This is a genomic window from Myceligenerans cantabricum (assembly GCF_054777735.1).
The window spans coordinates 326,661-351,140 of record NZ_BAAHAJ010000008.1; the positions used below are offsets into that span (position 1 = coordinate 326,661).

The window sequence follows — 24,480 nt, forward strand, 5'->3', positions numbered from 1 at the left end:
GGGGGTCTCGATGCCGCTTTCCGAGTACGAGCAGCGAGTGCTGGAGCAGATGGAGCGCGCCCTCACCTCCGACGACCCGCGTCTCGCGAACACCTTGCAGTCGTCCGGACGCAGGTCGGTCCTGAGATACGTGCTTGCCGGCCTCGGCGTCGTCGTCGGCCTGCTACTGCTCGTGGTCGGCGTCGCGTCGTCCAACACATGGATCGGCGTGGTCGGGTTCGTCCTGATGTTCGCGGGCGTAGTGTTCGCTGTGGCGGCGCCACGGCGGAAGTCAGGGCCAGCCGGGGTCGTCGACGCCGAGGGCAACGTCACACCGACGAGGCCGGGGCAGGCAAAGGCCAGGGGCAAGTCGGAGCCGGGCGGTTGGTCGGGCTTCCTGACGAGGCTCGAGGAACGCTGGGACAAGCGCCGCGACCAGGGGCGCTGAACCCATCGACCTGAAGGCCGTCCGGGTACTCCCGGACGGCCTTCGCTGTGCCTACCGGCGGAGCGCCTGGGTGAGGACCTTGCCCGCCCGGGCCGCCGGGTTGTCCGCCGGGACGCCCAGCGTCTCCGTGATCCCCGCCGTCACCTGCTCGGTGAGCTCGTCGAGCCGCACGGAGGACGGCGACACGTACTCCCGGGCGTAGCGCTCGTCCTCCGCGGCACGCGCCAGGGTGACGATCCCCTCCGCCGTCTCGTCGGGCAGCGGGCTGCCGGTGCGGGCGCGGACCTGCTCGGCGATCGCCTCGGGTGCCTGCCGGAGCGTCGTCGACGGCGCGAGCACGACGTCGCGCTCGGCGAGGTGCGCCACCACGCGCTCCCACGCCCGCTCCGGGTCGAGGGCGGGAGCGTCCTTCCGGCGCCGGAACAGCAGCCACATGCCGCCCACGCAGACGGCCGCCGCCAGCAGCCCGGAGCCCACCCACACCCACCAGGACACCGACTCGCCGCCGGCGCTCCGGCCCGCGACCCCGGCCGCCTCGGTGGGCTCGGCCTGCGCCGACTCCTCCTGGTCCGGGTCCGTCTGCGGGTTCGTGGTGGGCCGCGGATCCTCCGGCACCTCGCTCGCGGCCGGGTCCGACGCGACGACCGGGTCCGCGTAGTCGGGCAGCGGGCCGGTCTGTACCTGCGGTGTGGGCTCGAAGCGGACCCACCCGTGGCCCGCGAACCACACCTCGGGCCAGGAGTGCGAGTCCTGTCCGGTGACGGACCAGACGCCGTCGCCGTCGTCGTCCGTCCCGGGGAGGTAGCCGACGCCGATCCGGGTCGGGATGCCCAGCGAGCGCGCCATGACGAAGAACGCCGTCGAGAACTGGACGCAGTAGCCCTGCCGGTCGGTGATGAAGTCCCAGGTGGCGTCGTTCGTCCGGGCCGGTGCGGTGTCGGGGGTGTAGGTGAAGCCGCCGTCGTGGTGCAGCCAGTTCTGCAGCGCCAGCGCCTGGTCGTAGCGTGTGCCGGCGCCCTCGGTGACCTCCAGCGCCTGTTCCGCGGTCCGGTCGAGGTGCTGCGTCGGTTCCAGGGACGTGTACTCCCCGTCCGTGGGCAGCCCGTCGGGTGCGGCCCGCAGCGCCTCGGGGGACAGGCTGCGGCCGAGCATCTCGACCGTGTACGAGGTGCCCTCCGTGAGCCGCCCGTCGCTGCGGACCTCGTCCAGGACCGGGTCCCAGCGCCACGACCGCTCGGCGCCCGGGGGCATGACGACGCGGCGAGGGCCGAGGGGGACCGGCAGCAGGCCGTCCCGGCTGCTGCTGATCGTCACGTCGAGCCGCGCGGGACCGCCCGTGACGTCCTGCGCCGCGGACATGAGGCGGGTCTCCGGGCCGATGTCGACCAGCCTGCCGTCGCGCGGGTCCCAGCTGACCCGGCGGCCGTCCCAGGCGGTGAACGCGCGCTCCCGCAGCGGGCTGCGGCGCCCGTCGTCGCTGATCTCGTAGGTGAGGACCTCTTCCGAGGACCGCGCGCCGAGCCCGGCGCGCATGTCGAACTCGTCGGACAGCTCCAGCGACTGCCCCTGCGTGCGCAGGATCTGCGAGAACCCGCCGGCCACGCCGGGGATCGTCGCGACGCCGGCGCCCGTACCGAGCGCCAGCACGGCCACGACGACGGACGACACCGCCGTGATCCATGCCCGGGACCGGCGCGCCCGGGCCACGGGTGCGCTCTCGCGACCGCCACCCCGCGTGAACCCCGAGGCGGACTGGTCGAGCGTGAGCAGCAGCAGCGCGGCCGTCACGGCCACGACGAACGTCCCGGCCGGGATCCGCCCCATGATCGACAGCGACGGCGTCCACAGCACGAGCAGCGGCAGCCCGGCGAGGGCGGGCATCCGCGCGCCCGCGAGCGAGTCGGCGACGAGAAACATCAGAAGCGTGCCGGCGACGGCGACCATCCCGATGGGCAGGGTGTCCGCGACGGGCGCCCGCTCCGTGGTCATGATCTCGGCGGCGACCCCGAACTGGTCGAGGACCCAGCGCCACTCGTCGGGCCCGACGAACAGGGTGAGCTCGCCGGAGGGCGTGCCGTACCGCGCCAGCAGGTACCAGACGGCCACGGCCAGACCCACGACGGTGGCCAGGAAGGACGCCGTCCCGGCGGCGCGCTCCGCCGCGTGGTCGCCGGCAGGGCCCCGCGCAGGCCCGCGGTCGGGGCCGCCGTCGTCCCGCTGCGGGAGCGCGCGGTTCATCGCCCGGTTGAGCAGCGCCCAGCGGGACAGGCTCGTGCACGCGGCGACCAGGACCACGCCGAGCATGCCCGCCCGGCTCCAGGCGCCCAGCTCGATGACCTCCCCGAGCGCGAACATCGACGCGATCGTCGCGACGGCGACCAGCACGCCGCTCACGACCGTCCGGGTGAGTGCCCCGTGATGTGCCGGGATCATGCGGCGTCCTCGCTCAGGAGCGCCCACGCGCGCTCGATCTCGGTGCGGACCTCGCACTCCACGACGCGCCAGCCCGCGGCCGTGAGCTCCGCGGCGGTGTCGGCGGTGTCGTGCCCGGACCCGTTGCCGCGGGGCTTGACCAGCAGCGCCCAGCAGGAACCGTCCGCGCCGAGGGTGGCGAGCTCGCGCCGGGCGTCCGGGGCCTGTGGGCCCAGGACCGCGATCAGGATCTCGCTCGGGCGGCGCGCGAGCCGCAGCGCGCGGGCGGTGGTCCCGGTGGCGTGCGCCGCCTCGGTCGGTCCCCGGTGCCCGTGCAGGTCGACGCAGGCGTCGAGCAGCACGTGGCGGGCCGCGCGCGTCGGGACGAACCGGTTGCCCTCGACGGCCGGGGCGGCGCTGGTCGCGAGGACGCGGGCGGGATGGCCGGCGTCGAGGAACGACGTCGCGAGGGACGCGGCCAGGTCCACCGCCCACTCGCCGTCGGCGACCGCGCCGGGCCGGCTGAACGCCACGGTGGCGTTCTCCTGCTGGTGCGGCAGCAGCGCGCGGTCCAGCAGGACGCTCACCGGCCGCACGCCCGCACTCTCGTCGGTGCGCACCAGGAGCTGGCCCCGGCGGGCGGCGCTCGCCCAGTGCACCCGGCGGGGGTCGTCCCCGGGGACGTACTCGCGCAGCACGGCGTCGTCGGACGACTGCAGCCGCCCGCCCGCGGAGGCGCGGTCGACGTCGCCGAGCGTCCGCATGCGCACGGCGAGCTCGACCGTGCGCGGCCAGACGGGGACCGCCGTGGTGCCACCGAGCGGCTGGGTGGCCTGGACCAGGCCGAACACGTCGGTGCGCGACGTCAGCAGCGGGCCGAGGGGCCAGCGCCCGCGGTGCGACGGCGTCAGGGAGTACGCGACGTCGATCCGGTCCGGCCGGGCGTGCACGCGGGCGCGGATCCCCTCGTGCCCGGCGAGCTCGTGCGCCGCCTGCTCGGACAGCCGCAGGCGGGCCAGGCGCTCGTAGGCGGCACCGGTCGGAGCCGCGGCCGAGACGGCGAGGCGCACGTCGGTGCGCGCGTCCCGCACGACGGGGCTCGGTGTCGTCTGCCGGTGCACCAGCAGCGCGCCGCGGCCCTCGTCGAGCCGCTGCAGGCCGGTGACCAGCCACGCGAGCGCGACGGCGAGCAGCGCCGCCGCGCCGGCCGCGACCAGGTCGGGCAGGGACAGCCCGAGGCCGGCGGCGACCAGCACCGCACCGATCAGGCAGGCCCCGATGCCCCGGCCGGTCAGCCGTACGCGGCCGAGACGTCGGAGGGCGGCGATCAGGCGCATGTCAGCGACGGTCGGCGGGGTCGAGCGCGGGCACGGGCGACCGGCGGACGATCTCGTCGACGATCTGCTCCGGCGTCACACCGCCCAGCCGGGACTCCGTCGTCTGGATGAGACGGTGCGAGATCACCGAGCGGGCGAGCCGCTGCACGTCGTCGGGCAGCACATGGTGGCGGCCTGACATCGCTGCCATCGCCTTGGCCGCCTTGAGCAGCTGCAGCGAGGCGCGCGGCGAGGCGCCGAGCCGCAGGCCAGGGTGCTCGCGGGTGGAGCCCACGAGCGCGAGCACGTACCGCTTGACCGGGGCCGCCGCGTACACGCCGCGCACGACGGCCGCGTACCGCAGCATGGCCGCGCCGTCGGTGACCGGCATCAGGTGGCTCAGCGGCGTGGTCGCCTCCTGCCGCTCTAGCATGAGCAGCTCCGCGTCCGCGTCCGGGTAGCCCACGGTGATGCGGGCCATGAACCGGTCCCGCTGCGCCTCGGGCAGCGGGTACGTGCCTTCCATCTCGACCGGGTTCTGTGTGGCGACCACGAGGAACGGGCGGGGGAGCGGGTGCGTGGTGCCGTCGACGGTGGTCTGCCCCTCCTCCATGCACTCGAGCAGGGCGGACTGCGTCTTGGGGGAGGCACGGTTGATCTCGTCGCCGATGACGATGTTGTTGAACACCGGGCCGGGGCGGAACTCGAACTCGTGGCTGTCGCTGCGGAAGATGTTCACGCCCGTCAGGTCGCTGGGCAGCAGGTCCGGGGTGAACTGGATGCGGCCCGCCTGGCAGTCGATGCTGCGCGCGAGGGCCTTCGCGAGCGTCGTCTTGCCGACGCCGGGCACGTCCTCGACGAGCAGGTGGCCCTCGGCGAGGAGGACCGCGACGGTGATGTCGGCGAGCCCGGGCCGTCCCGTGACCACGGACTCGATGGCGGCGCGCACGCGGCTCGTCGCGTCCACGAGCTCGGACAGCAGGGCCGGGTCGCCGGACGCCACGCCGTTCTCCGAGGCGGGTGGTGGAGCGACGGCACCCGCGGGGCGACGGTCGGTCCCGCTGCCCACGGCCCCGTTCGCGTGGTGGGCCGGGAGCAGGCCGGGAGCGGCGTGGGGATCTTGCTGCACTGGGGGACCTCCGTCGGCCTGGCTTCCGGGGAAACGTCACGTGGCGGGACGCCGCGCCGGACGTCCGCTGTGTCCGATCAGCCTAATGGAGGCGGGCGGGGGGCATCGTGCACGTCCTCGCCTGCTGGCGCGACGCGCTCACGGTGTAGGGCCGTGCCCCGACGGGCGAGACGTATCCGGCGGCCGGAACCAGGTCAGCGCGATCACGACGACGACGATCGCGCCCGCCATCGCCAGGAACGCCCCCGCGTACCCGGTCGCGGCGATCACCAGCCCGAGCGCGAAGGCGCCCGCGCCGAGCCCGCCGTCGTAGGCGATGTTCCAGATCGTGCTGGCCGCGCCGTGGTGGCCGGGGCCGAGGGCGCGCATGACGGTGACGAAGGAGTCGTTCTGCGTCGCGCCGAACCCGGCGCCGAGCAGGAGCGCGCCGAGGAGGAACCCCGGACCGCCCTCGAGGGAGGCGGCGACGACCGCGACGCCGGCCGCACAAGTGAGGCCCGCGGGCAGGAGGAGCCGCCCGTGGCCGATCCGGTCGCCCACGGCTCCAGCGCCCAGGCGAGCGGCCACCAGCGCGACCGAGGCGGTCAGCAGCGCGAGGGCGACGTCGGCCGCGCCGGGCCCCGACACCGGGAGGAACGTCGTCGCGGCCCCGAACGCCGCGGCGGAGAGCAGGAAGGTCCCGATCGGGCGGACGATGCGACGGGTCCCGGCCAGCGACCCGAGCGTGAAGCTGCCGTGGCTCCGGCCGGGCAGGCCGAGGGCGATCAGCGAGCCGGCCAGCGAGAAGATGCCCGCGCACCAGAAGGTGACCTCGAAGCCCCAGGCCTGTGCGATCCAGACACCGCCGGGCAGCGCGACGACGTTGGGCAGCGCCGCGGACGTCCCGTAGAGAGCGGCGTGCCGGGCGAAGCGCAGCGTCGTCGAGAGCTCGGCGATCAGCGTGCCGCCGGCGACGACGACGAGCGCGAACCCGGCACCGCGCACCCCGGACAGGGCCAGGACGGGCAGGAGCTCGGACGAGAGCAGGTAGAGGGGTGTCGGCGCGCCGAGGAGCGCGGCGCCCACGACCACCATGGTGCGCAGGTCGAGCAGGCGGAAGAGCCACGGCATCGCGAGCTGGGCGGTGACGGTCCCTGCCATCATGACGCCCGTGGTGCTGCCCATCGCGGCGCTGCCCGCGCCGCCCTCGGCGGCCCACAGAGGGACGACGGACAGGAGCGCCGCGTAGTTGGTCAGCGCGAGGAACGTCACCACGAGCAGCACGGCGAACCTGCGGGACCTCCGCGCGTCGGCGCCGGGAGGCCCGCCGTGGTGCGGGTGGTCCGTCACGCCGGTCATGTGGCGAGTCTGCGGCCGGGGCGCCGCGGAGGACAAGCGAGTACCGCTTCAGCAGGCTTCAGGCGCGCTGAAGGGTGAAGAACTGGTGAGGGGGAACCGCGGCTTCGCCGAGACCAGACCCTGACACGCGGGGTGCTCCACTTTTCCCCACCGCTTCTTTATGTTCTTGACCTGCGCATTGACATTACCCGCACAACTTGCCCCGATCTAATCTCAGGCTATGTGGAGCAAAGTGGAGTAGCGTGGAGGCCACGGGAGCACGAGGGGAGGTGTGAGCCGTGGACACGTCGTCGGACAGCACGTTCACCGGCCTCGGCCTCCTGCTCGGAACATTCACCCCGAAGCTCGACGAGAAGGGCCGGCTCATCCTTCCCGCAAAGTTCCGGGGTCGTCTTGCCGGGGGTCTGGTCATGACCCGCGGTCAGGACAGGTGCCTCTTCCTGCTCCCGATGGACGAGTTCAGCCGGATCTACGAGCAGGTCCGTTCCGCGCCGGTAACGAGCCAGCAGGCGCGCGACTACCTGCGGATGTTCCTGTCGAGCGCCTCGGACGAGGTGCCGGACAAGCAGGGCAGGGTCTCCATCCCGGCGACGCTGCGCGAGTACGCGGGCCTGGGTCGCGACGTCGTCGTGATCGGGGTCGGCACCCGCGTCGAGGTCTGGGACGCGGACGCCTGGTCCGCCTACTCGGAGGAGAAGGAGGCGGGTTACGCCGAGATCGCCGAGGCGATCTCGGACCTCGGGATCTGATGCCGACAGGCCTGCCGGCCGTCCGGTGAGGCCTCCTCCCGCGGTATCTGGCGCACTTCCCCGGCGCCAGAAACGCGGAGGGAGACCTGACCGGGCGGCTCCGCTCTCCGGGCGTGGCTGCCGGCACCCGGGCAAAACAAAAGAATCTGACAAGCAACGAGAACGGCATGAAACCGAAAGGAGGACGGGAGATGATGAACGCGACGGAAGAACGCGCGGGAGCCGCGGACAGGCACCTGCCCGTCCTCCTGCAGCGCTGCGTCGACCTGCTCGCCCCGGCCCTCGCGGAGCCGGGCGCGGTCCTGGTCGACTGCACGCTCGGTATGGGGGGTCACACCGAGGGCGTCCTGGAGCAGGTGCCCACCGCCCGGGTGATCGGCATCGACCGCGACCCGGAGGCCCTCCGGCTCGCGTCGGAGCGCCTGGCCCGGTTCGGCGACCGGTTCCTGCCGGTGCACGCCGTCTACGACGAGATCGGTGACGTCGTCGCCGAGCACGCCGACGGCGCGGCCCAGGGCGTGCTCATGGACCTCGGTGTCAGCTCGCTGCAGCTCGACGAGACGGACCGCGGGTTCGCCTACGCCCAGGACGCCCCGCTCGACATGCGCATGGACCCCACCCGGGGGAGCACGGCCGCCGACATCCTCAACACGTACGACGAGCGCGAGCTCGCCCGCATCCTGCGGGTGTACGGCGAGGAGCGGTTCGCGCCGAAGATCGCCCGCGCGATCGTCCGGCGTCGCGAGTCCGAGCCGTGGGAACGTTCCGGCGACCTGGTCGACCTGCTGCGTGCCACGATCCCGGCCGCGACCCGCAAGACCGGCGGGCACCCCGGCAAGCGCACGTTCCAGGCGCTGCGCATCGAGGTGAACGGCGAGATCGAGGTGCTCGAGCGGGCCGTCCCGGCCGCGATCGAGGCCCTGGCCGTCGACGGGCGGATCGTCGTGGAGTCGTACCACTCGCTGGAGGACCGCATCGTCAAGCGGGCGATCGCCCGCGGGACGACGTCGTCGGCACCTCACGGGCTGCCTGTCGAACCCGAGACGCACAAGCCCTTCCTGGAGGCGCTGACGCGGGGCGCGGAGACCGCCGACGAGCCGGAGCAGCTGCGCAACCCGCGCTCCGCGTCGGTCCGTCTGCGCGCCGCCCGCAGGCTGCGCCCCACCCCGGACCACCTGCGCGCCGCACCCGACCGGCGCGCCCGAGCAGACCACGGGACCCCCCGAAAGCACCAGGCACGCAAGGAGGACCGCCGATGAGCGCCGCACGCTCCGCAGCCGCGCGGACCACTACCGCACCCACCCGTTCGCCGTCGCGTCCGCCGAACCGCCGGCCGTCGCTGACCGCGATCCCCGGCGGGGGCGGACGGACCGGCCGGCGGTTCGACGCCGTCCGGGCGCCCCTGCACGCCCGGTCGAAGATCCCGTTCCTCGTGCTGTGCGCGACGATCCTGGTGGGCGCGCTCGTCACCGCGCTCGTGCTGAACACGACGCTCGCGCGGGGCTCGTACGAGATGGCGCGCCTGCAGAGCGACGTCGGCCGCACCGCGCAGGACGTGCAGGGACTCGAGGAAGACATCGCCCAGGCCGAGACGGATCTCGCCGGCACCGCCCGTTCCTACGGGATGGTGCCCGCCGAGAACCCGACCATGCTCTCGGTCGAGTCCGGCAAGGTGGTGAAGGGGAAGGGCGAATGACGGCGCGGCGCGAGCCGGCGCCGGAGCGCGCGGTGGCACCGCGCCGGACGGCGTCGTCGAAGAAGCCCGCGCCCGCGAAGGGGGCGGGCGGCTCGAAGCAGGCGTCCCCGAGAGGGACGGCGGCCTCGAAGAAGCCGGCTGCGAAGAAGTCGGCTGCGAGGAACCCGGCGTCCCCGACAGGGACGGGCCGGTCCCCGCAGCGCACCGGCAAGCCCGCGTCCGCCCGCAGGCCGCCGGGCGCGAAGCAGGCCGCGGGCAGCAGCTCCACGACGCGGAGGGCGGCGGGCAAGGCGGTGGGCAAGCCTGCCACGCGGAAGTCCGCGCCGGGCAAGCCTGCCCCCGCCAAGCCGGCATCCCGCAAGTCGGCTCCGCGCAAGCCGGCCCCGCGCAAGCCGGCTCAGGCCCGCACCGCGCCTCGCGTGAAGGCCGCGTCCGCGCGGTCCACCACCACGTCGTGGCTCGCCCAGCAGACCCCGCCCGGCACGGCGAGCGAGTCCCGCGGCCGGGCGGGCGCCCGCCGTCCCGCGCCCGTCGAGGGCCGCCGCTTCACCCCGCAGCGCCCGGCCCCCGGCCGCCCCGAGGCGCGGCAGCGGTGGCTGATCGGCCTCACGGCGCTGATCGTGCTGGTCTTCGTGGCGCGGCTGGTGCAGGTGCAGGTGATCCAGGGGCCGGCGCTCGCGGCGGACGCGCAGGCGTCCCGCCTCGCCACCGCCGTCACTCCCGCGCACCGCGGCGACATCACCGACGCCGACGGCGTCGTGCTGGCCACCTCCGTGGACCGGTACACCGTCGTCGCGGACCCGCTCGCGATCCAGGACTTCCGCGGGCACGGCCGCGTCGACTCCCGCGGCAAGGCCGTCCAGGACGGCGCGCTGGGTGTCGCCCAGCTCCTGGGGCCGGTCCTGAGCATCCCGGACGCCGAGCTCGCCGCCCGGCTGCTGGGCGACTCGCGGTACGTGGTGCTCGCCAAGGACGTCGTGCCGCGCGCGCAGCGCGCGATCGCGGAGCTCGGGCTGCGCGCCTACATCCGCACGGACCTGGTCAGCAAGCGTTCCTACCCCGCGGGCACGGTCGGCGCCGGGCTGCTCGGCTTCGTCGACGGGGAGCAGACCGGCCAGGCCGGTATCGAGGCGGCGTACGACGACGTGCTGGCGGGCACCGCCGGCTCGCAGACCTACGAGCGCTCTCTGGACGGACTGCGGATCCCGACCGCCGGTCAGGAGTACACCCCGGCCGTCCCGGGCGACGACGTGCGGCTGACGCTGGTGCACGACGTCCAGTGGAAGGCGCAGGACGCCGTCGACGAGGCAGTCCGCGACACGGGCGCCGCGTACGGGATCGCTGTCGTGCAGGACGTGCGGACCGGGGAGGTGGTCGGCCTCGCCGACTCCGGCTCGCCCGACCCGAACGACCGGACCACGGCCGCCGTCGCCGAGCCGTCCAAGGCCGTGACCGCCGTCTTCGAGCCGGGCTCCACCGGCAAGGTGATCACGATGGCCGCAGCGCTGGAGACCGGCGCCTGGGAGCCCGGATCGCGGTTCACGGTGCCCTACCGGTGGACGGCGCCGTCGGGCCAGACGTTCACGGACTCGCACGAGCACGCCGTCGAGCGGCTCACGCTGGCCGGCGTGCTGGCGGAGTCGTCGAACGTGGGCACCGTCATGGCCGGCGAGAAGATCCCCGTCGGGACGCGGCAGGAGTACCTGGAGAAGTTCGGGTTCGGCGAGCCGACCGGTCTCGGCCTGCCCGGCGAGTCGGCCGGCCTCATGCCGCCCGACGACGTCACGCAGTGGGACCTGCGGACCCGCGACACGGTCCTGTTCGGGCAGGGCGTCGCCGTCAGCGCCATGCAGGCCACCAACGTGTTCTCCACCGTCGCGAACGGTGGCATCCGCATGCGGCCCAGCCTGCTGGCCGGCACGACGGACGCCGACGACGAGGAGACCGTGCCCACCCGCCCCGACGGCGAGCGGGTCGTCTCCACCGACACCTCCGACACGCTCCTGCACATGATGGAGGCCGTCACCGACGACGACGGCACCGCGGCCAACGCCAACGTGCCCGGTTACCGCGTGGCGGGCAAGACCGGCACTGCCCAGATGTGGCTCGAGGACGGAAGCCAGACCTACATGGCGAGCTTCGTGGGCGTCGCCCCGGCCGACGACCCGCGCTACACGGTCGGGGTGTTCGTCCGCTCCCCGCGGACCAGCATCTACGGCGGCGACGTCGCCGCCCCGGTGTTCAGTGACATCATGGGGTTCACCCTGCAGAAGATGGACGTGCCGCCGAGCGACGAGAAGTACCGGCCGCTGAAGACGACGTGGTGAGCGCAGGCATGCCGGAACCCGGCCCGTCCAGCGGCTGCGTACGGCAGGACGGCCCGCAGACGGTAGGTTCTACCCCGTGACATCCCCGCAAGCCCGGATCCTCCCCGCCGAGGTGACACCCCGTTCGGCGAGCGACGTGGCCGCGGCCCTCGGAGCACCTGCCCCGGACACGGATGCCGAGGTCACGGGCGTCGTCTCCGACAACCGCGCAGTCCGGCCCGGCGATCTCTTCGTGGCCCTGCCCGGCGCACGCGTGCACGGCGCCAGGTTCGCCGCCGACGCCGTCGCGCGCGGCGCCGCGGCCGTCCTGACCGACGCCGCGGGTGCCGCGATCCTCGCGACGGAACCCGGCGCCGGCCCCGCGCCGGTCGTCGTCGTGCCCGACCCGCGCTCCGCCGCCGGGCACGCGGCCGCCCACGTCTACGGCGCACCCGCCGAGAGCCTCGCCACGTTCGGCCTGACCGGCACCAACGGCAAGACGACCACCACCTACCAGCTCGACCACCTGCTGCGCGGCCTCGGGCACACGGCCGGCCTCGTCGGCACGGTCGAGACCCGGTCCGGCGACCGCGTGCTGCCGAGCGTCCTGACCACCCCGGAGGCCGCCGACCTGCAGGCCGTGCTCGCCGCGATGGTGTCCGACGGCGTGGACGCGCTCGCCATGGAGGTCTCCTCCCACGCCATCGCGCAGCACCGGGTGGACGGTGTCGTCTACGACGTCGCCGGGTTCACCAACCTCACGCAGGACCACCTCGACTTCCACGGCGACCTGGAAACCTACTTCGCCACCAAGGCCGAGCTGTTCACCCCCGCCCGCTCGCGCCGCGGCGTCGTCGTGGTCGACGACGAGCACGGCGCCGCGCTGGCCCGCCGTGCCGAGGTGCCCGTCGCGACCCTGTCCACCGGCACCGGCGTGCGTCCCCTGGACCCCGGCGCCGACTGGACCGTCTCCGACATCCTGCCCGACGGCACCGGCTCCGCCTTCACCCTGGCCCACCGCGACGGGCGCACCCTGCGCACCCGCACCGCGCTGCCCGGCGGCTACAACGTCGCGAACGCGGCGCTGGCCGTCGTCATGGTGCTGGAGTCGGGCGCGCCGCTCGACGCCGTCGAGCGGGCCCTGCGGTCCGGCGACGGACTCTCCGCGACGGTGCCCGGCCGCATGGAGGTGCTGGGCACCGCGCCGCGCGTCGTCGTCGACTTCGCGCACAACACCGAGGCGCTCGAGCTCGCACTCTCGGCGCTGCGCCCCACCACGACCGGCCGGCTGTCGGTCGTGTTCGGCGCCACCGGCGACCGCGACCCCGGCAAGCGTCCCCTCATGGGCGCGGCCGCGGTCCGCGGAGCCGACGACGTCGTCGTGACCGACGACGACCCGCACGGCGAGGACCGCGCCGCAGTGCGCGCCGCCGTGCTCGACGGTGCCCGCGCCGCGCTGGCGGACCTCGGCCGCGACGTCGGCCTGAGCGAGGTCGCCGACCGCGCCGAGGCGATCGCCCGTGCCGTCGCCGCCGCCGGCCCCGACGACACCGTCCTGGTCGCCGGACGCGGCCACGAGACGATCCAGGAGATCGCGGGGGTCGACCACCACCTCGACGACCGCGAGGAGGCGCGCGCGGCGCTCGCGGCACGCCCGCAGCCGGAGAGGGCGGGCTGACCCGTGCGGTCGGAGCACCAGAGGACCGCCGGGCCCGCCCGGCGGGAGCACCAGACGACAGCCCGGCCCGCGCGGCCGACGCACGAGAGGAAGAGCGGAGCATGATCGAGCTGACTGCGGCGCAGGTCGCCGCAGCCACCGGGGGGACGCTGCACGGGGACCCGGACGTCACCGTCACCGGACCGGTGGTCACCGACTCGCGGAAGGCGGAGCCGGGTTCGCTCTTCGTCGCCTGGGAGGGCGAGTCCGCGGACGGGCACGTCTTCGTGCCCTCCGCCGTGGAGCAGGGCGCCGCCGTGGTGCTCGCCGCCCGCGAGCTGCCCGGCGCCGGTGTGCCCGTCGTGGTGGCCGAGGACCCGCAGCGCGCGCTCGGCGCGCTCGCCCGCCACGTGCTGGCCGAGGTCCGCGCGGCGAACCCGGACCTGCGGGTGGTGGCGGTGACCGGGTCGGTCGGCAAGACCACCACGAAGGACCTGCTCGGCGCGCTGCTGCGGCCCGAGGGCGCGACGATCGTGCCGGCCGGGTCGCTGAACAACGAGGTCGGGCTGCCGATGACGGTGCTGGAGGTCACGCCCGCCACGCGGTTCCTCGTGCTGGAGATGGGCGCCGACGCGCCGCGCAACATCGAGTACCTCACGTCGGTCGCGCCGCCGGACGTCGGCGTCGTGCTCGCGGTGGGTGTCGCGCACGTCGGGAAGTTCGGCGGCGTCGAGGCGATCGCGCGGACGAAGGGCGAGATGGCCGAGGGCGTGGTCCCGGGCGGGACCGTCGTCCTGAACGCCGACGACATGCGTGTCGCGGCGATGGCCGACCGCGTCGACCGCGCCGCCGGGACCGGCGTCGTCACCTTCGGCACGATCCCGTCCGCCGACGTCCGCGCGCGGGACGTCACGACCGGCCGGGACGGCCGCGCGTCGTTCACGCTACGCGCCGACGGCGCCGAGACCCCCGTCGGGCTCGCCCTGGTCGGCGAGCACCACGTGTCCAACGCGCTGGCCGCCACGACCGTGGCGCTGCGCCTGGGCCTGGCTCCGGCGACGATCGCCGAGCGGCTGGCCGCGGCCGGACCGGCGAGCCCTCACCGCATGGCCGTCACGGAGCGGCCCGACGGCGTCACCGTGATCGACGACGCCTACAACGCCAACCCGGACTCGATGCGGGCCGGGCTGAAGGCGCTGGCGATCATGGCCGGGCGCGAGCGGCGGTCCGTCGCCGTGCTCGGCGAGATGCTCGAGCTGGGCGACGACGCGCGCGTCGCGCACCACGACGTCGGCCTGCTGGCCGTCCGGCTCAACATCAAGAAGCTCGTCGTGGTGGGCGAGGGCGCGTACCACATTCATGAGGGAGCAACCCAGGAGGGTTCCTGGGGGGAGGAGACGGTGTTCGTGCCGGACATCGAAACGGCGGCGCACCACCTGGACGGCGAGCTGCGCCCGGGTGACGTGGTGCTCGTCAAGTCGTCGCTGGGATCCGGGCTGTGGCGCCTGGGCGACCACCTCGCCGGGACCGGCGAGACGGTCGCCACGCCGGCCGGGCAGGAGGCCGCCCGGTGATCGCGATCCTGGTCGGCGCGGCCGTCGCGCTGGTGGTGTCACTGTTCGGCACGCCGCTGTTCATCCGTTTCCTCATCCGCAAGAACTACGGCCAGTTCGTCCGCCAGGACGGCCCGACCGCCCACTTCACCAAGCGCGGCACGCCCCAGATGGGCGGCGTGGTGATCATCGTCGGCACACTCGTCGGGTTCGCGGTGTCGATGCTGGTCAGCCAGCGGCTGCCGAGCGTGTCGGCGCTGCTGTGCCTGTACCTCATGCTGGGCCTCGGCTTCATCGGGTTCCTCGACGACTTCACCAAGATCCGCAAGCAGCGCTCCCTCGGCCTGACGGCCCGTGCCAAGCTGATCGGCCAGGGGTTCGTCGGCATCTCCTTCGCGGTGCTCGCGCTCGGCTTCCCGAACGAGCACTCCCGCACGCCGGCGTCCACGAAGATCTCGTTCCTGCGCGACACGAACATCGACCTGGCGTTCTTCGGCGCGACCGTCGGCCTGATCCTCTTCGTGATCTGGGCGAACCTGCTGGTCGCGGCCTGGTCCAACGCGGTGAACATCACCGACGGCCTGGACGGGCTCGCCACCGGCGCCTCGCTCATCACGTTCGGCGCGTACGTGCTGGTGGGCGTCTGGCAGCTGAACCAGTCCTGCCAGCGCGTCGCCGCCGCCGGGCCGAGCTGCTACGAGGTCCGGGACCCCCAGGACCTGGCGATCATCGCCGCCGCGGTGATGGGAGCCTGCTTCGGCTTCCTGTGGTGGAACGCCAACCCCGCGAAGATCTTCATGGGCGACACCGGGTCGCTCGCGCTCGGCGGTGCGTTCGCCGGCCTGTCGATCCTGTCCCGCACGGAGATCCTCGCGGTGATCATCGGCGGCCTGTTCGTCATCATCGTGGCGTCCGTGCCGATCCAGATCGGCTCCCTCAAGCTGTTCGGGAAGCGGGCCTTCAAGATGGCGCCGCTGCACCACCACTTCGAGCTGTCCGGGTGGGGCGAGGTGACCATCGTCATCCGGTTCTGGCTGATCGCCGGGCTCTTCGCGGCGCTCGGCATGGGCATCTTCTACGCCGAGTGGGTGGTGTCGTGACGCTGCCGGGCGACGGCCGGCGGGCGGAGGGCGCGGCGGCCGTTCCCGTCGTCGAGCCGGCGGTCCCGCTCGCCCGCGCCCGCGTCGTCGTCGCCGGCTACGGCGTCACCGGCCGTGCCGTGGCGGCCGCCCTGCGTGGCCGCGCGGCCACCGTCCTCACGGTCGACGCCCACGACGCCGACGCCGACGTCCACCTCCCACCCCCGTCCTCCTCCGCCCCGGCCACGTCGAGCACGCCATCGGAGGTGGGAACGCAGCCGCCCCGCAAGACGGCGTCGTCGCGCGCGGGGGACGGCTCGCCGGAGAGGGGGGCGGGGGAGGTCGTCGGCGAGGCGGACCTGGTGGTGGCCTCGCCCGGGTGGCCGCCGTCGTCGCCCTTGCTGGTCGCCGCGGCCGCGGCGGGAGTGCCCGTCTGGAGCGAGATCGAGCTCGCGTGGCGGCTGCGGGTGGACCGCGCGTCGGCGCCGGGTGCCGGGCCCGCGCCGTGGCTCGCCGTCACCGGGACGAACGGCAAGACCACCACGGTCGAGATGCTCGACTCGATCCTGCGGGCGGCCGGGCTGCGGTCGGCCGCGGTGGGGAACGTGGGCCGCCCGCTGATCGAGGCGGCCCTCGACCCCGCGCTGGACGTGCTGGCCGTGGAGCTGTCGAGCTTCCAGCTGCACCACACCCACACGATGGCGGCCGAGGCGGCCGCCGTGCTCAACGTCGCGCCCGACCACCTCGACTGGCACGGCTCGCTCGACGCCTACGCCGCCGACAAGGGCCGGATCTACGAGCGCGCCCGGGTCGCCTGCGTCTACAGCACGGCCGACGCGCGCACCGGGGACCTCGTCCGCGCCGCCGACGTCGCCGACGGCGCGCGCGCCGTGGGGTTCGTCGCCGGCGTCCCCGGGCCCGGCACCCTCGGCCTCGTGGACGACGTCCTCGTCGACCGCGCCTTCCACCTCCCCGCCCACGACCCGGCACGCCACGGCTCCGCCGCCGAGCTCGGCACGCTGGCCGACCTCGAGCACCTGTCCGGCGGCAGCACGCCGCCCGCCCACGTCGTGGCGAACGCGCTCGCGGCCGCCGCGCTCGCCCGCGCCCACGGGGTGCCGGCCGCCGCCGTGCGGGACGGCCTGCGCGCGTTCACGCCGGGTGCCCACCGCATCCAGCGGGTCGCCGAGATCGACGGCGTCGCCTACGTGAACGACTCCAAGGCCACCAACGCGCACGCCGCCGCGGCGTCGCTCGCCGGCTTCCCGCACGGCACGATCGTGTGGGTGGCCGGGGGACTGGCCAAGGGCGCCGAGTTCGACGAGCTCGTCGAGGCCCGCGCGGACCGCCTGCGGGCCGCCGTCGTCATCGGGGCCGACGCCGTGCCGATCACCGGCGCGCTCGCGCGACACGCGCCGCGGGTCCCCGTGGTCCGGGTCGATCCCGGCGACACTGGGACCGTGATGCAGCGGGCGGTCGCCGCCGCCCGTGACCTGGCCCGGACGGGCGACACGGTGCTGCTGGCCCCCGCCGGCGCGTCGATGGACCAGTTCGCCTCCTACGCGAAGCGCGGCGAGGCGTTCGCGGCCGCGGTGCGCGAGCTGGTGCCCGACGGCGACGCCGGGCGCCGGACCGGGCACTGACGGCGCGAGCGGAGGCGACGAGCATGACCACGACGTCGGCCGGGCGCACGCGCGACGAGCGCGAGTGGCTCGGCCAGTGGAACAACGCCGTGACGAGCTACGTGCTCCTCGTCGGCGCCACCGGCCTGCTCACCGTCATCGGGCTCGTGATGGTGCTGTCCAGCTCCGCGGTCACCTCCATCGCCGACGGGGACTCCCCGTACCGGGACTTCCTCACCCAGGCGCAGTACGCGCTCATGGGCCTGCCCGCGATGGTGATCGCGACGCGCGTGCCCGTGCGCTGGTACAAGCGCCTCGCCCTGCCCGCCCTGCTGGTCGCGGTCGCACTGCTGCTGCTCGTGATCTTCCTGGGCGAGATCCGCAACGGGCAGCAGAACTGGCTCGTGTTCGGGCCGATCAGCTTCCAGCCGTCCGAGCTCGCCAAGCTCGCGCTCGCGCTCTGGCTCGGTACCGTCCTGGGACGCAAGCACGCGCTGCTGGGCTCCTGGTCGCACGCGATCATGCCCGCCGTGCCGGGTGCCGTCGTCGTGCTCGGGCTGGTGCTGGGCGGGGGAGACCTCGGCACGGCGATCGTCATCGGGCTGCTGGTGGCGGGCGCGTTCCTCGTGGCGGGCGTCCCGGCGGGGCTGCTGGGCGTGGGGGCGGTGGCGGCCGCCGTCGTCGGCTACGTGTTCGTGGTGCTCCAGGACAGCCAGGACCGGCTGCAGCGCATCCTGGCCACCTACGGCGCCGACTGCGACGTGACGAGCGAGTGCTACCAGTCGCTGCACGGCCTGTTCGGCCTCGGCACGGGCGGCCTGTGGGGCGTCGGGCTCGGCGCGAGCCGCGAGAAGTGGTCCTACCTGCCCGAGGCGCACAACGACTTCATCTTCGCCGTGATCGGCGAGGAGCTCGGCCTGCTCGGCACCCTGCTCGTGCTGGGCCTCTTCGCCGTGCTCGGGCTCGCGATGAGCCGCATCGTGCGCCGGCACGAGGATCCGTTCGTCAAGGTGACCACGGCGGCCGTGGCGTGCTGGATCGTGGGACAGGGGCTGGTGAACATCGGCGTGGTGATCGGCCTGCTGCCGGTGATCGGCGTGCCGCTGCCGCTGGTCTCGGCCGGCGGCTCCGCGCTCGTCACGACGATGGGGGCGCTCGGGATGGTGATCTCGTTCGCACGGACCGAGCCGGGAGCGTCGGAGGCGCTCGCCGCACGCGGTAGCGTCGTGCGCAGGTCGCTGGCCGTGCTCGGCGCGGCGACACGAAGGAGACGATGACGAGGTGGAACTGAGTTGACCCAGACAAACGTCCGGTCGGTGGTGCTCGCCGGAGGCGGCACCGCAGGACACGTGAACCCCCTGCTCGCGGTTGCGGACGAGATCCGCCGCCGGGAGCCCGAGGCCCGGGTGCTCGCCCTGGGAACGGCGACCGGCCTGGAGGCGGAGCTGGTCCCCTCGCGGGGGTACGAGCTCCGGCACGTGCCGCGCGTGCCGCTGCCCCGCAAGCCGTCCACGGACCTGTTCGCGCTGCCCGGGCGGCTGCGCGAGGCCGTGCGCGCCGCCGAGGCCGCCATCGAGGAGATCGACGCGCAGGCCGTCGTCGGGTTCGGCGGCTACGTGTCCACCCCCGCGTACCTCGCCGCCCGGCGCAAGGACGTCCCCGTCGTGATCCACGAGCAGAACGCCCGCCCGGGCCTCGCGAACAAGCTCGGGTCCCGCTGGGCCGCCCGGATCGGCCTGACCTTCCCCGGCACCGCGCTCAAGGACGGGATCGTGACCGGTCTGCCGCTGCGTGCCGAGATCGCCCGCCTGGTCGGCGACCGCGCCACGGACGCCGCCGGGACCCGCGCCCGGGCGGCTGCCGCCCTGGGCCTCGACCCGGCCCGCCCCACCCTCGTCGTGACCGGCGGCTCGCTCGGCGCGCTCAGCCTGAACCGTGCGGTCGGCGGCGCCGCGGCGGCGATCACCGCCACCGGCGCCCAGGTGCTGCACCTGACCGGCAAGGAGAAGGACGGCCCCGTCCGCGAGGTCGCCGCCGCACTGCCCCCGGAGGCCGCCACCCGCTACCAGGTGCGCGACTACCTCTCCGAGATGCAGCTCGCGCTCGCCGTGGCCGACGTCGTCGTGTGCCGGTCCGGCGCGGGCACCGTGAGCGAGCTCGCCGCCCTCGGCATCCCCGCCGTGTACGTGCCGCTGCCCATCGGCAACGGCGAGCAGCGGCTCAACGCCGCACCCGTGGTCCAGGCCGGCGGCGGCCTCCTCGTCGACGACGCCGACCTCACCCCCGACTGGGTGGCCCACACCGTCGCCGGCCTGCTCGGCGACCCCGCGCGGCTCGAGGTCATGGCCAAGGGCGCCGCCACGGCGGGCGTGCGCGACGGCGCCTCCCGCGTCGTCGACCTCATCGCGGAGGCGATCGCGTGACCCACGCCGTCGCCGACCTCGGCAGGGTGCACATGATCGGCATCGGCGGCGCCGGCATGTCGGTCGTCGCCCACCTGCTGCACGCCCGGGGCGTCGCCGTGCAGGGCTCCGACGGCGCCGCCTCGGCCGCCGTCGCCGGGCTGCGCGAGGCGGGTGTGCCGGTCTGGGTGGGGCACGCCGCCACCCACGTCACCGGCGAGGACGGCGACGGCGACACCCCCGGCGGAGCCGGCCCGGCCGACACCGTGGTCGTGTCCAGCGCCGTGCGCGAGACCAACCCCGAGCTCGCCGCCGCCCGCGCCGCCGGGCTGCCGGTGCTGCACCGGTCCGAGGCGCTCGCGGCCCTGATGGCGGGAGGCCGCGGCGTCGCCGTGGCGGGGGCGGCGGGCAAGACGACGACGTCGGCCATGCTCGCCGCCGTGCTGCGCGAGGCCGGGGCCGACCCGTCCTACGCGATCGGCAGCACGGTGCGCACGGCCGACGGTGAGACGCCCGGCGGCCACCTCGGCTCCTCGGACGTCCTCGTGGCCGAGGCCGACGAGTCCGACGGCTCGTTCCTCAACTACGAGCCGCTGGTCTCGATCGTGACGAACGTGGAGCCGGACCACCTGGACCACTGGGGCACGGGGGACGCGATCCACGCGGCGTTCGTGGAGTTCGCGGGTCGCCTGCGGCCCGGCGGGACGCTGGTCGCGTGCGCCGACGACGCCGGCTCCCGTGCCGTGGCCGGCCAGGTCACCGCCGGCGGCGGCGAGGTCGTCACGTACGGCGAGTCCGCCGACGCGGGTGTGCGCATCACCGACCTGGTCACCGCGGCGGACGGCTCGACCGCGACCCTGACGGGCGAGCTGCTCGGGCCGGAGCCGCGCACGCTGCGGCTGACCGTGCCGGGCCGGCACAACGTGCTGAACGCGACGGCGGCCGTGCTCGCGGCCGTGCTGCTGGACGTGCCGCCCGCCGACGCCGTGGCAGCGGCCCGGGCGTTCGTCGGTACCGGCCGGCGGTTCGAGCCGAAGGGCGACGCCGGCGGCGTGCGCGTCGTGGACGACTACGCGCACCACCCCACCAAGGTGGCCGCGCTGCTGGAGGCGGCCCGCACGGTGGCCGCCCCCGGGCGCGTGCTGGTGCTGTTCCAGCCGCACCTGTACTCCCGCACCCGCGACTTCGCGGCCGACTTCGCGCGTGTGCTCGCCGTCGCGGACGAGGTGGTCGTCACGGGGGTGTACGCGGCGCGGGAGGACCCGGACCCGTCCGTCGGGCCGCGCACCGTCACGCGGCTCATGCCCGCCGCCATGGTGCACGCCGTCGACGACATGCACGACGCCGCGCGCGCGGTGGCGGACCTGGCCCGGCCGGGCGACCTCGTGCTCACCGTCGGGGCGGGCGACGTGACGGTGCTCGGGCCGGAGATCCTGGACCGGCTCGCCGAGCGGGAGGCGGCGGGCGAGCTGGCGCCCGCCGGGACCGGGCGCGGATGAGACCGCCGTCGGCGCCGGCGAGGCGGGGACACGAGCCTGCCGCCGCCGGGCCTTCCGTGGGTCGCGGGGACGCCCCGGACGGCCCGGTGAGCGTGGTGGACCGGATCGCCGAGCGCGACGCGGAGCGCCGGGCCATGGCGCGCTACCGCGTCGTGCGGCGGCTCCTCTGGGCGACAGCCGGCGCGGCGGTCGCCGTGGCGCTCGGCTGGCTGGCGTTCTTCTCGCCGCTGCTCGCGCTCGACCTCGACCTCGTCACGGTCACGGGCGAGGGCACCACGGTCGACGTCGGCGAGGTGCGGGACGAGGTCCGCCCGGAGCGCGCCGTGCCGTTGCCGCGCCTCGACACGGTCGCGCTGCGGGAACGGGTGCTGGAGCTCGACGGCGTCAAGGACGTGCGGATCATGCGCGACTGGCCGCGCGGGCTGTCGGTCACGCTCACCTCGCGCGAACCGGTCGTCGCGGTCCCCGACGGCGGCCGGTTCGTGCTGCTCGACGAGGACGCGGTGCGCGTCGGGACCACCGGGTCGGTGGACGACGTCCCGGTCGTCGAGGTGCCGCTGCCCGACGACGACGCCTCGCGTGCCGCGCTCTTCGCCGCCCTGGACGTGATGGCCGCGCTGCCCGACGGCCTCGCCGGCAACGTCACCTCGGTCACCGCGGGCACGCAGGACGACGTCCGTACCGTGCTGGGCGACGGGACCGTCGTGATCTGGGGGAGCGGTGACCGCATGGCGCTCAAGGCGCGCGTGGTCACGACGCTGCGCTCGGCGGAACCCGGCGCGACGACCATCGACGTCTCGTCCCCGGACCTCCCGGTCACCCGCTGAGCCTCCGTGCCGGGAGCCGTCGTCGCCGGCGGAATCACATCGGTGTGATTCGAGCGTGCGTCACGGCGCGACACGCGCGACGATGTTCTTGGACCCGTCGTGGTACGCACTTACCGTCGGAGTCAGCAGCAACGTGACATAACACTAACCCTCTACCTTAACCTGAGACTTACCTCGGGCGACAGGGGGCGAGGTCGCAAGGACCCGGATCGAAAGGCGACGACGTGGCAACTCCGCAGAACTACCTGGCAGTGATCAAGGTGGTCGGCATCGGGGGCGGTGGTGTGAACGCCGTCAACCGCATGATCGAGGTCGGCCTCAAGGGCGTCGAGTTCATCGCGATCAACACCGACGCGCAGGCGCTCCTGATGTCCGATGCCGACGTCAAGCTCGACGTCGGCCGCGAGCTCACCCGAGGTCTTGGTGCCGGCGCCGACCCCGAGGTCGGCAAGAAGGCCGCCGAGGACCACGCCGAGGAGATCGAGGACGTGCTGCGCGGCGCGGACATGGTCTTCGTCACCGCGGGCGAGGGAGGCGGCACCGGTACCGGCGGCGCCCCGGTGGTGGCGCGCATCGCGCGGGCGCTCGGCGCCCTGACCGTCGGAGTCGTGACACGCCCGTTCACCTTCGAGGGCCGTCGCCGCGCCGTCCAGGCCGACCAGGGCATCGAGAACCTGCGGGACGAGGTCGACACGCTGATCGTCATCCCGAACGACCGCCTGCTGTCGATGTCGGACCGCAACGTGTCCGCGATCTCCGCGTTCCACTCTGCTGACCAGGTGCTGCACTCCGGTGTCCAGGGCATCACCGACCTCATCACCACGCCCGGCCTGATCAACCTCGACTTCGCCGACGTGAAGTCCGTGATGCAGGGCGCCGGTTCCGCGCTGATGGGCATCGGCTCGGCCCGCGGCGAGGACCGCGCGGTCCAGGCCGCCGAGCTGGCGATCTCCTCGCCGCTGCTGGAGGCGTCGATCGACGGCGCCCACGGCGTGCTGCTCTCGATCCAGGGCGGCAGCGACCTGGGGCTCTTCGAGGTGCACGAGGCCGCTCGCCTGGTGCAGGAGGCCGCGCACCCGGAGGCGAACATCATCTTCGGCACGGTCATCGACGACGCCCTGGGCGACGAGGTGCGGGTCACCGTCATCGCCGCCGGGTTCGACGGCGGCGTCCCGCAGCAGCGCAAGGACTCGGGCGCGCTCGGCACGGTGACGGGCGGGCGCGCGTCGACCGGCCAGGCTCCGACCACCGCGCAGGTGCCGACCGTGCCGTCGGACGCGGCGCGACGGGCGCCGGAGCCCGTGCCGGCGCCCCCGGGCGACAACCGCCCGGTGGCGATCCCGCCGGCCGCGGGGGTGGCCACGCTGCCCCACGTCGTCTCCGACGACGGCGGCGACGACGTGCCCGAGAGCTTCGACGACCCCGCCGTGGTGGTCTCGCCGGCGTTCGACCGGCAGGGCGACGGGAACGGCCACCGCGTGGAGGTCCCGCCGATCTTCGACGAGACCCCGCGCCGCGCCGCCGAGGAGCTCGACGTGCCCGACTTCCTCAAGTGACCGGCACGACCTCGCCGACCGCGTCCGTCCCGGCGGACGCGGGCATCGACACGATCCCGGTCGACCTCGGCGAGGGGGTGGCGGCGTTCTTCACCACCGCGTCCGGGGGTGTCTCCCCGGCGCCGTGGGCGGGGCCGTCGGGCCCCGGCCTGAACCTCGGCCTCAACGTCTCCGACGACGCCGCGCGCGTCCTCGCGAACCGCACACGGCTCGCGGGGGTGCTGGACGGGGTCCCCGTGGCGTTCGCCACGCAGGTGCACTCCGACCGGGTGATCCCCCTCGGCGCCCCCGAGCGCGAGCGGTGGTACGCCGAGCCCGCCCCGGACACCGCGGGCGACGGCGACGCGCTCGTGACGGGCGAGCACGGCCTGGGTCTCGGCGTCCTCGTCGCGGACTGCGTGCCCGTGCTGCTCGCCGATCCTGTGGCCCGGGTGGTCGGCGTCGCGCACGCCGGGCGCCGGGGGACCGTCGCCGGCGTCGTGCTGCGCGCCCTCGAGTCCATGGCCGAGCGCGGCGCACGACCGGCCAGGATGCGCGCCGCGGTGGGCCCCGCGGTGTGCGGACGCTGCTACGAGGTGCCCGCGGGGATGCGCGACGACGTCGTGTCTGCCGTCCCCGGCGCCTATGCCGAGACCTCATGGGGGACCCCCGCGCTGGACCTGCCGACGGCGGTCGCCGGGCAGCTCTCCGGCGCCGGCGTCGCCGTGACCCGGGTGCAGCGCTGCACCCTCGAGGACGAGGCGATGTTCTCCCACCGTCGTGCCACCGCCCGGGGCGCGACCACCGGCCGTCAGGCGGGCGTCGTCGCGCTGGCCTGACCTGCCGAGGTACAGCCGTGTTATTTCAGCGAGCATCTGCTGAACAACTTTGGCAAAGTTGGTCACGGCACGGCGTGTCGCACTTCGGTGTCGG

General features: G+C 74.6%; 19 protein-coding genes. 15 read left to right on the plus strand and 4 right to left on the minus strand.

Annotated elements, in window-relative coordinates; genetic code table 11:
- Window positions 1-10: 10 nt before the first annotated feature.
- Window positions 11-427, plus strand: coding sequence for a DUF3040 domain-containing protein (locus ACYU96_RS08670; protein WP_460751676.1), 417 nt, complete (start codon window positions 11-13; stop codon window positions 425-427).
- 51 nt (window positions 428-478) lie between these two features.
- On the opposite strand, the gene ACYU96_RS08675 is transcribed toward ACYU96_RS08670, so the two are convergent.
- The 4 genes from ACYU96_RS08675 to ACYU96_RS08690 form a co-directional block, all read right to left on the minus strand.
- The gene (locus tag ACYU96_RS08675; RefSeq protein ID WP_460751678.1) at window positions 479-2,860 is read right to left on the minus strand and encodes a transglutaminase family protein; all 2,382 of its coding nucleotides are present in this window, start codon (window positions 2,858-2,860) and stop codon (window positions 479-481) included.
- Window positions 2,857-4,176 carry a DUF58 domain-containing protein gene (locus ACYU96_RS08680; RefSeq protein WP_460751681.1) on the minus strand — a complete coding sequence of 440 codons (1,320 nt, stop codon included), beginning with the start codon at window positions 4,174-4,176 and terminating at the stop codon, window positions 2,857-2,859. The genes ACYU96_RS08675 and ACYU96_RS08680 overlap by 4 nt, the downstream gene beginning before the upstream one ends.
- A 1-nt stretch (window position 4,177) precedes the next feature.
- Window positions 4,178-5,158 (minus strand): AAA family ATPase, encoded by a 981-nt coding sequence (locus ACYU96_RS08685; RefSeq protein WP_460751973.1) that lies wholly within the window; start codon window positions 5,156-5,158, stop codon window positions 4,178-4,180.
- A gap of 264 nt (window positions 5,159-5,422) precedes the next feature.
- Complete coding sequence (locus tag ACYU96_RS08690) at window positions 5,423-6,622, minus strand: MFS transporter (RefSeq protein ID WP_460751684.1); 1,200 nt, start codon at window positions 6,620-6,622, stop codon at window positions 5,423-5,425.
- Window positions 6,623-6,900: 278 nt separating this feature from the next.
- Here ACYU96_RS08690 and mraZ point away from each other — a divergent pair, with 278 nt between their 5' ends.
- The 14 genes from mraZ (at window position 6,901) to ACYU96_RS08760 (ending at window position 24,386) form a co-directional block, all read left to right on the plus strand.
- Window positions 6,901-7,371, plus strand: a complete 471-nt coding sequence (gene mraZ / locus ACYU96_RS08695) for a division/cell wall cluster transcriptional repressor MraZ (protein WP_460751687.1) — start codon at window positions 6,901-6,903, stop codon at window positions 7,369-7,371.
- Between the two features lie 194 nt (window positions 7,372-7,565).
- Window positions 7,566-8,630, plus strand: coding sequence for a 16S rRNA (cytosine(1402)-N(4))-methyltransferase RsmH (gene rsmH, locus ACYU96_RS08700; RefSeq protein WP_460751975.1), 1,065 nt, complete (start codon window positions 7,566-7,568; stop codon window positions 8,628-8,630).
- Complete coding sequence (locus ACYU96_RS08705; RefSeq protein WP_460751690.1) at window positions 8,627-9,067, plus strand: hypothetical protein; 441 nt, start codon at window positions 8,627-8,629, stop codon at window positions 9,065-9,067. The genes rsmH and ACYU96_RS08705 overlap by 4 nt, the downstream gene beginning before the upstream one ends.
- Window positions 9,064-11,394: a peptidoglycan D,D-transpeptidase FtsI family protein gene (locus ACYU96_RS08710; RefSeq protein ID WP_460751692.1), complete on the plus strand. Its 2,331-nt coding sequence runs from the start codon at window positions 9,064-9,066 to the stop codon at window positions 11,392-11,394. The genes ACYU96_RS08705 and ACYU96_RS08710 overlap by 4 nt, the downstream gene beginning before the upstream one ends.
- 76 nt (window positions 11,395-11,470) lie before the next feature.
- Window positions 11,471-13,051: a UDP-N-acetylmuramoyl-L-alanyl-D-glutamate--2,6-diaminopimelate ligase gene (locus ACYU96_RS08715; RefSeq protein WP_460751695.1), complete on the plus strand. Its 1,581-nt coding sequence runs from the start codon at window positions 11,471-11,473 to the stop codon at window positions 13,049-13,051.
- 101 nt (window positions 13,052-13,152) lie between these two features.
- Window positions 13,153-14,604 carry a UDP-N-acetylmuramoyl-tripeptide--D-alanyl-D-alanine ligase gene (locus ACYU96_RS08720; protein ID WP_460751698.1) on the plus strand — a complete coding sequence of 484 codons (1,452 nt, stop codon included), beginning with the start codon at window positions 13,153-13,155 and terminating at the stop codon, window positions 14,602-14,604.
- Window positions 14,601-15,683 (plus strand): phospho-N-acetylmuramoyl-pentapeptide-transferase, encoded by a 1,083-nt coding sequence (gene mraY, locus ACYU96_RS08725; protein WP_460751701.1) that lies wholly within the window; start codon window positions 14,601-14,603, stop codon window positions 15,681-15,683. The genes ACYU96_RS08720 and mraY overlap by 4 nt, the downstream gene beginning before the upstream one ends.
- On the plus strand, window positions 15,680-17,305 hold the full coding sequence (murD, locus tag ACYU96_RS08730) for a UDP-N-acetylmuramoyl-L-alanine--D-glutamate ligase (protein ID WP_460751704.1): 1,626 nt from the start codon (window positions 15,680-15,682) through the stop codon (window positions 17,303-17,305). The genes mraY and murD overlap by 4 nt, the downstream gene beginning before the upstream one ends.
- Window positions 17,306-17,328: 23 nt before the next feature.
- Window positions 17,329-18,561: a putative lipid II flippase FtsW gene (gene ftsW / locus ACYU96_RS08735; RefSeq protein ID WP_460751707.1), complete on the plus strand. Its 1,233-nt coding sequence runs from the start codon at window positions 17,329-17,331 to the stop codon at window positions 18,559-18,561.
- A gap of 15 nt (window positions 18,562-18,576) precedes the next feature.
- On the plus strand, window positions 18,577-19,707 hold the full coding sequence (gene murG, locus ACYU96_RS08740; protein ID WP_460751710.1) for an undecaprenyldiphospho-muramoylpentapeptide beta-N-acetylglucosaminyltransferase: 1,131 nt from the start codon (window positions 18,577-18,579) through the stop codon (window positions 19,705-19,707).
- Window positions 19,704-21,185, plus strand: coding sequence for a UDP-N-acetylmuramate--L-alanine ligase (gene murC, locus ACYU96_RS08745; RefSeq protein ID WP_460751713.1), 1,482 nt, complete (start codon window positions 19,704-19,706; stop codon window positions 21,183-21,185). The genes murG and murC overlap by 4 nt, the downstream gene beginning before the upstream one ends.
- 86 nt (window positions 21,186-21,271) lie before the next feature.
- Window positions 21,272-22,012, plus strand: a complete 741-nt coding sequence (locus tag ACYU96_RS08750; RefSeq protein ID WP_460751715.1) for a cell division protein FtsQ/DivIB — start codon at window positions 21,272-21,274, stop codon at window positions 22,010-22,012.
- Between the two features lie 224 nt (window positions 22,013-22,236).
- A complete protein-coding gene (gene ftsZ / locus ACYU96_RS08755; protein WP_460751718.1) occupies window positions 22,237-23,568 on the plus strand; it encodes a cell division protein FtsZ in 1,332 nt (443 codons plus the stop codon).
- Window positions 23,565-24,386: a polyphenol oxidase family protein gene (locus ACYU96_RS08760; RefSeq protein WP_460751721.1), complete on the plus strand. Its 822-nt coding sequence runs from the start codon at window positions 23,565-23,567 to the stop codon at window positions 24,384-24,386. Before ftsZ ends, ACYU96_RS08760 begins: the two co-directional genes overlap by 4 nt.
- Window positions 24,387-24,480: the final 94 nt, after the last annotated feature.

Coding starts and splice junctions, on each gene's coding strand:
- ACYU96_RS08705 (WP_460751690.1), top strand. CDS start 8,627: ATGAGCGCCGCACGCTCCGCAGCCGCGCGGACCACTACCGCACCCACC.
- ACYU96_RS08680 (WP_460751681.1), bottom strand. CDS start 4,176: ATGCGCCTGATCGCCGCCCTCCGACGTCTCGGCCGCGTACGGCTGACC.
- rsmH (WP_460751975.1), top strand. CDS start 7,566: ATGAACGCGACGGAAGAACGCGCGGGAGCCGCGGACAGGCACCTGCCC.
- ACYU96_RS08710 (WP_460751692.1), top strand. CDS start 9,064: ATGACGGCGCGGCGCGAGCCGGCGCCGGAGCGCGCGGTGGCACCGCGC.
- ACYU96_RS08720 (WP_460751698.1), top strand. CDS start 13,153: ATGATCGAGCTGACTGCGGCGCAGGTCGCCGCAGCCACCGGGGGGACG.
- ACYU96_RS08690 (WP_460751684.1), bottom strand. CDS start 6,622: ATGACCGGCGTGACGGACCACCCGCACCACGGCGGGCCTCCCGGCGCC.
- ACYU96_RS08670 (WP_460751676.1), top strand. CDS start 11: ATGCCGCTTTCCGAGTACGAGCAGCGAGTGCTGGAGCAGATGGAGCGC.
- ACYU96_RS08675 (WP_460751678.1), bottom strand. CDS start 2,860: ATGATCCCGGCACATCACGGGGCACTCACCCGGACGGTCGTGAGCGGC.
- ftsW (WP_460751707.1), top strand. CDS start 17,329: ATGACCACGACGTCGGCCGGGCGCACGCGCGACGAGCGCGAGTGGCTC.